The 6900-nt window shown below is 47.0% G+C and carries 5 protein-coding genes; all 5 read right to left on the reverse strand.

Features of this window, described 5'->3' with window-relative positions; translation table 11 throughout:
* On the reverse strand, nt 1-1634 hold a 1634-nt coding region (locus EBR25_11890; GenBank protein NBW41685.1), incomplete at its 3' end, for a hypothetical protein.
* Nucleotides 1631-3643: a hypothetical protein gene (locus EBR25_11895; GenBank protein ID NBW41686.1), complete on the reverse strand. Its 2013-nt coding sequence runs from the start codon at nt 3641-3643 to the stop codon at nt 1631-1633. The genes EBR25_11890 and EBR25_11895, both read right to left, overlap by 4 nt.
* Nucleotides 3640-5355, reverse strand: a complete 1716-nt coding sequence (locus tag EBR25_11900) for an FHA domain-containing protein (GenBank protein ID NBW41687.1) — start codon at nt 5353-5355, stop codon at nt 3640-3642. Before EBR25_11900 ends, EBR25_11895 begins: the two co-directional genes overlap by 4 nt.
* Before the next feature lie 27 nt (nt 5356-5382).
* Nucleotides 5383-6207 carry a hypothetical protein gene (locus tag EBR25_11905; protein ID NBW41688.1) on the reverse strand — a complete coding sequence of 275 codons (825 nt, stop codon included), beginning with the start codon at nt 6205-6207 and terminating at the stop codon, nt 5383-5385.
* Nucleotides 6204-6900: 4Fe-4S dicluster domain-containing protein (locus EBR25_11910; protein NBW41689.1), on the reverse strand; the 697-nt coding region annotated here is incomplete at its 5' end. The genes EBR25_11910 and EBR25_11905, both read right to left, overlap by 4 nt.

The following is a 6900-nucleotide window of genomic DNA, read 5'->3' on the forward strand; positions in this document are numbered from 1 at the left end:
ATCTGACGGGTGCGCTCAATAACTGCCGATTCATCAAACATAAGATAGCTTACATTTGTTATTAATTTAGACTTTTGCGTAAGCTCAACATCAAGACCTAAATTGAAGAGACGGAGCCCAGGATTAACATAATTTGACTGTCCCTCTTCTTTTGTGGGTCGTAAGTTTGGCAGGAGGCTTCCAACATTCACGAGAAAAACCTCACCTCCACCGATAAAGGGAACACCCTGCCGCTGCCAAAACGACAAGTCTCCACCCGAAAAATTTGGACGATCAAAGATTGCATCAAAGCCTTCAGCTTTTGAATCAAAGGGGTTAGCATCCCCCGATGCCCAAAAGAGAGAACCACGGAGCCTCAGCCAATCAAAATCATATGAGAGCTCCTGTGCTATCATGAAGGCCCGAATATCCTGTTCACGACCTGCAATCTGGTTGTGAGTCTCGGTCCCAAGGACATAATAAAACGCGCTTGTGGTGTTTATACGACCAATATGCCCATCAGCATTCAATCCTAAATACGTTGAACGAATGTTCTTTGGGCGCTCATCACCAATTGCTGCAGGACGAACAAGAAGATCATTATCATTGAAGTGGGATTTAGACTCTCCAGCAAGATCTTCACGATAAATCACACTTGCTTGAACTTGATGCCCAAGGACGAATGCGTCCTGTCGATACACATTAAAGATAAAAACATCTTCATGTCTGCTCTCAAGTTCGTTTACAAAAGTATTTGTTTCCTTATTGAGGCGGGGAAACCATGCTAAATTATACTGCCATTTATTATTATCCCAGTTTCCAAAAAGCCGAATGCCTGGCTGCTGATCAGAATAGACAAAACCTCGAAAGTCATTCGAAAATTCTTGAATACCTACACGAAGTGAAATGAAGTCGTATCGTTCACTAATATCTGCGATATGATAATCAAAGAAGAACTCAAGCAGCGATAAATCTCCCTGCGTTCTTTCAGTCCCCCGGCTCGGATCGACTTTTACCAAGCCTGTTTCTGCGGCATCTACATCGGTCAAACTAAAAACAGGGGTAATGCGAAGCTCAAGTTCGGGGGGCATAAATACCGTATTTCCTCGTATGAGGGAGAAAGAGGAAATAACCTGTTGGACAGCTAGCGAGAAGTTTCCATTTCCAAACGTATCCAATGAACCGGCATTGAGCGTGCTCGGAACACCAACAGGAACAGGAATCTTAAATCGCTCAAAAGTGGTATTCGAGATAAGAGAAAACTCGGCAAACCACTCATGTCCCGGACTCCCAAAAACGGGGAGATCTCCCTTTATAATATTTTGATTGTATGGATCATACCACTTGCCAGCATAGAACTGACGCCAACGATCTTGAACCGGAACGAACTCTGATGCACTTGAATGAATATCTCGCACGGATTCATAAATATTGCCGGGAAATTCCGTAACGGGCTGTCCTGGTCTTCTTCGAGTAATCCCTGAAGAGTGAAGATCCTGATTGTCTCCCCTTCGGCCATTCTCCTCACTACCAGGAACTGCATCAATTGGCTCTTGAATGATTCTTTGAGCTCGGAGCAAACGCTGAGCATGAGTGCTCCCCACATCGATCAAACACAAGAAAACTGGAAGGAGCAAAACAAATCGTTTTCTCATAGCTCTCCGCACACCTGTTGTTCACTGCTATCGATAAACGGAGACTCCGGGCAATTCACATAACGGAGTCGTGTATTCTCAAGAGGTCCTTGAATTTGATCTGCTCGTATTTGCCGCGGTGCATTAAATCCTAACTCTGCATCTCCTACTGATTGGTGACCCGCAAAATCAAGCCCTTTCCTACTCGCACCATAGAATGCGATCAAATCATCTTGGTCGATGCCATCTCCACTAATCCCAATTCCACCTACGAGTATACCATTGCGATAGAGAGGCACCGAACCAGGAAAAATCTGAATTCCGTTTCGGAGCCTGCTGCCAAGAACCCGACTGTCCGTGCAGCTATCAGGGAGAACACTGGGGGGATTGACTGGAATTCCAAGCGGCTGAACCAATCTCTGAAAAATAAGATCAAGTTGTAATCCCGTATTGAATGGACTCCACGTCCTTACTCCAGGCTGAGCCAGTCCAGGAAAGGGATGAGAGAACGGCCCATGAAAAGATGAGGGAATTCCATCTGGATAAAAGGGTCTAGAGAGATTGCCCCCTGCTCTATCAGAAAAGGCATGTGTCCCGGTCAGCGCATCTTCACCGATAAACGAGCGCACGGCTCCGACATAATCATTAAATTCACCAACAGCGTTCCTTACTCGAACATCATCCAATCTCGCACCAGCATCATCAGAACTAAAGAAAACTGCTGTCCTTCCTTTTTGAAGCGCAACGTCAATCCCAAAGACAGGCGCATCACCACTTCGAACCATGCCAAGAACTTCGCCAAAGGAGTCAACGACAAAAATACTGACATTCGCGGATGAGTTTTTTGGATTCCGAATCTGCCCGCGAGTCCGATTTGCGGTAAGCAGAATACTATCAAGTAAAGCATCCACCTCGTGCGCAGCGAGCTCCGTTCCCGACGGCAGCGGCGTTCCACCGACAGTGGGAAAGCGAAAATTACCCGTACCGTCCGTGAGCACTGCTGCGGCTACTCCCCTTCTAGTTATTTTCATCACACCAGAACTGGGATCCCCAAACTGTGCGCCCGCGCGTATCGTTCCATTCGAAAAGAGTGGCACAGGGACAAGACGCTCCATGTCAAGAGCTATTCCCGATGGAGACAGTTGTTCGAGCTCACTCAGGCTAATATCTGAAAAACGAAGGGATTTTCCAACGACAGAAATTGTCTCCGCAGCGCGTTGAGAGGGGGCCTCAAAGCCACCCTGGAGCGCCATAAGAGCGATCCTCTCTTCAATCGCATCGTCCCGATCAAAAACTACTGGATCAAGTGAATACAATCCGTCCAACTCAACGCCAATACCCCCAACGGGATCACCAAGTTTATAAATTGGGAACCCGCCAGGATCTGCACTGAGCCCAAGCGGCAATGAGCGTGGACCTATCCCTCCAGCAAACGATGGGTTCTGTCCAAGAGTAAGACCTGAAGAAAACTCTGTGGGAATAGTGGTGATATCACTACAGATCAGTTGAGAGAATTGAACTCCGAAAAGAGGACCACCAGGCTGGCTACTCTCACCCGGGTTAAAGTTCTCCTGAATGATCTGACTTGCAGTACGAGTACTAAATGCATTTCCCTGCGAACTTAAATATGCCCCCGTACCAGCCTTAGATATTGCAGCAAGCGTGGCTGGAACCGACACTCCTTCTAGGCCACCAATTGCACCCTTTTGACCATTAATGATCGTTGTTTGTGCAGCTCCGTCCATTTGATAGACAGCGAGCACATTCCCAACCCGATCAACCACTGCCACGGTAGCTGCAACTCCTAAAGACTCCGAAGCAACAATTGCATTGAGAAGAATCTGTTCCACCTCCGAAGCAAGCAAACTTTGGTGTGAACAACTCCCATCACAGTCATAGTTGGCGCTCGCTGAGCCACTATCTGAGCTCTCCTGATTACTCCTCCCATCCCCGCCGCCACCACATCCAAGTATAAGAGTGCATAGAACGAGAGCGATGCTGAAATGAAACTGCCGCATGAAATGCCTCATCCGTCCTCTCTCCCCTCAGTGAAAGAGAACAGAGCGAATTCAGCAAGCTCTCGTCTTTTCTCTTCTGGTAAGACCTTGGATTCATGAAACGAGTGACACAAGACGCACTCAGAAGGAACTTTCCCTCGGACGCCGACATCGCTGTGACAGACTTTACAAGACTCAACCCCTGGAAGGAGTACATCACGAGTACTCTCGGAAGCTCTGACTCCTTCATGACATGATTCACATTTTATTTCTTGGTGTGCCGCATGGGCAAAGTGAGCTTTTGGCATCCAAACATCGGGAATGTTCGGTTTTTGTACAATGAATCGAGCACTGTGCTCTCCATCTCTTGAAAACTGCTCTGATGTCTTTTCCGTAATAGTATGACAGAGATGACATGCCTTCTTTGTAAAGAGCTGCTCCTCTGCACCTCGTGCTGCCACGTCGACCTCGTTATGAACAAATGCTCTCTGTTCAACCGACTTACGACGGACCGCTCCAGGCTTAAAGCGCTCAAAGCCAGGAACAACTCGCTCAGGGCGTTCTCGGATATCAAGAAAAAGTTTTGCATATTCAGCGTACGCAAAATTATAGACTATTTCAGCATCACCATGCGGCACACTGACACCTGGCAAACGTTCATCGAATTCAAGACCATGGCAACTTGAGCAATCCCTCTCGTATGAAATAGGAGAAAACGTTTTTGTATCGGGAGTGAGACGATGACAATCATCGCAACCTAACTGAACTGTTCCGTCAGGGCCCATCAGGCCATCTTGTAGATGGACTGCATGATTTAATTGAATGCGAGCAGGGTCTAGTAATCGAGCTGCGTCATCCAGCGAGACTCGTTGATAGCCATCCTCCGAGTGTATAGTCACTGCAAACTCAGGATGGCTTCTAAAATCTATCACATCTCTTAACTCAGGTACCTCCATATCAGCTTTTGAAATAACCTTGAGGAGATTTTCATGGCATCCTGTACACAACTTTGACTCGGTTACTGTAATTCCTTTCGAGCCATTATGCTCAAAATGGCAACTTGCACACCGCTCTTCAGCATGCGGAGACTGACTCTTTACGAGAGAAACGGCGTGATCGGTCATCTCATGACACGCAAGACATGTTTCATCTTGAACTGGCTTAAAAGGATGCGCATGGCACGCCTGACAGTCATGTTCTATCATCATATGCGCGGACGATACCTGTCCGGAGCTCCAGACCATAGCACCCCTTCGAGAGGGAATATCCAACAATGGAAATATAAAAAACAATAGAACTACGAAAACTACGACCAGAGCCGAAACTTTTTTTATACTTGGAAACACATATCGAATATCAAGCCTACGAACACGGTTATCAGCAGACTCCTCAAGGCTCTCGTCTAGCAATTCTCTGCGGATACCAGAAAGCTCCCACGTATTCGATTCGTTACTCACCGTAAAAATAACATCACCAAAGCGAATGGTATCTCCGCTCCGCAGCTCTTGCCGCTGAATAAGATGTCCATTTACTCGAACGCCACCGATGCTTTGAAGGTCTTCGACAAAAAGCGATTCATCACGAAGAGACAAGCGTACGTGCTCCGCAGAGAATTTATCGGAGTTCCAGCTGAGATCTGACTTTCCTCCTCGACCAATTATGATCGAGTTTTTATTAAATTCGTGCGAGGTGGTCTCGCTCTGACCATTCCCTCGGATGAATTCAATAACAATTCGAAGATTCATAGCTCCTCCCCTACCCCCCGAACCTTACTACCAGCGATAGAAAACAGAAAAAATATGAACACCCACCGCCGCAAGAAGTCCGAAAGACAATGGCACATGCAAGTAGAGCCAAACTCGCATCCAATACAGAGTTGCAACATCAGAGTCGAGCTGTCGAATCAGGGCACGTTTTTTCGAGATCAGCTCAATGAGCTGAGACCCCCGGTCTGACTCATTTTCTGGGATTGCGCTCAGTAAAATGGCCGCGCGATTTGCGTCTAACTCTTTCGCTTTTCGATTTCTGGCTAACGAACTTTTGAGCGATACAGAAAAAGGCATGTCTAGTTCATGCATCACTCGCAAAAGATAATCGCCCTCTCCACTGGCCACTATTCTTTCGATTTCTGCGGAAAGGAAGAGGATCTGTTCCACAATTTCTTCTTGTGAACCACCACCTCTATGCGCCTGAATTCGAGGAGCGAGAGTTATATAGTTAAAGGCTCCCCAAATACCGCTCAAAATCACGACTACCATCAGTACATAGGCGAATGTATGAACATTAAGACCAAACTGAAAGCCAGAATGCAGCGGCACGATCAGTAGTAAAGACACTCCAATCCAAACATGCGCAGCAAGGGCCCCTTTGAGACTCCCCGCGGCTTTCGCATAGGAGCGTTTCCGTATTCCATACCACATGAGATACAAAACACCGATGGTTGCAAGTACTCCATAGGAATAGCCGAGAACAGTTCCTCCATTGGCCCCACCAAGTGGCGAATGATAAATATACAATACACTCAGAATCACAATCGTGAGCAGGCTTATCCACAAATAAAAGAAGTTGTGATAGCTAAGAAAAGTTTCTCGATTCATGCTTCCTGCCTTCTTTCCGATACGATTCGGAGCATCTTATTTGGATTCACCCGCATCGCCGCACCAGTAGGACACGCTCTTACACAGGCAGGTCCACCCTCTAGAGAGCGACACATATCACATTTCCCTGCTTTGGCTCCTCCGGTAGAGGCCTCCTCCACTGATCGTGATGACGATGAAAAGAGCCAGTCGAAGAAGCCTCTGGAGCCAGTAGCAGGACGGTCATAGACCATCTGTATAACTCCATAAGGACAGTTGCGAACACAATTTCCACATCCTATGCAGGAGTCTTGTATAACAACTTCTCCATCTGCCATCCGAATCAACGCATCGGGAGGACAATCAATCATACAAAGCGGATTTTCGCAGTGCCTACACGATACTGGTATTTGGAGTGAGTCGTAGTTCTTTCCTCCCTTTCTATCCAAACGACTATACCCCGAATGTGTCGCGGCACACGCAGATTCACAATTGTCGCATCCCACGCAGAGATCCGAATCGATGAGCAATACATTTTCAGCATCGGTAACACCTTGGCTAACGACAAAATCCAGTAGCTTCCCAGAATCCGTATCTCGAGTATTCGAAAGATTCTGCACTTGCCGTTCACGAACAAGCTGAGCTACTCGGTTTCGAACCTGCGGATTGTCTTGCAAAAGCGCTCTGAACAACTCTTTCTGAATAACAATCGTC

It is taken from the genome of bacterium, assembly GCA_009926305.1.
Lineage (GTDB): Bacteria > Bdellovibrionota_C > UBA2361 > UBA2361 > RFPC01 > RFPC01.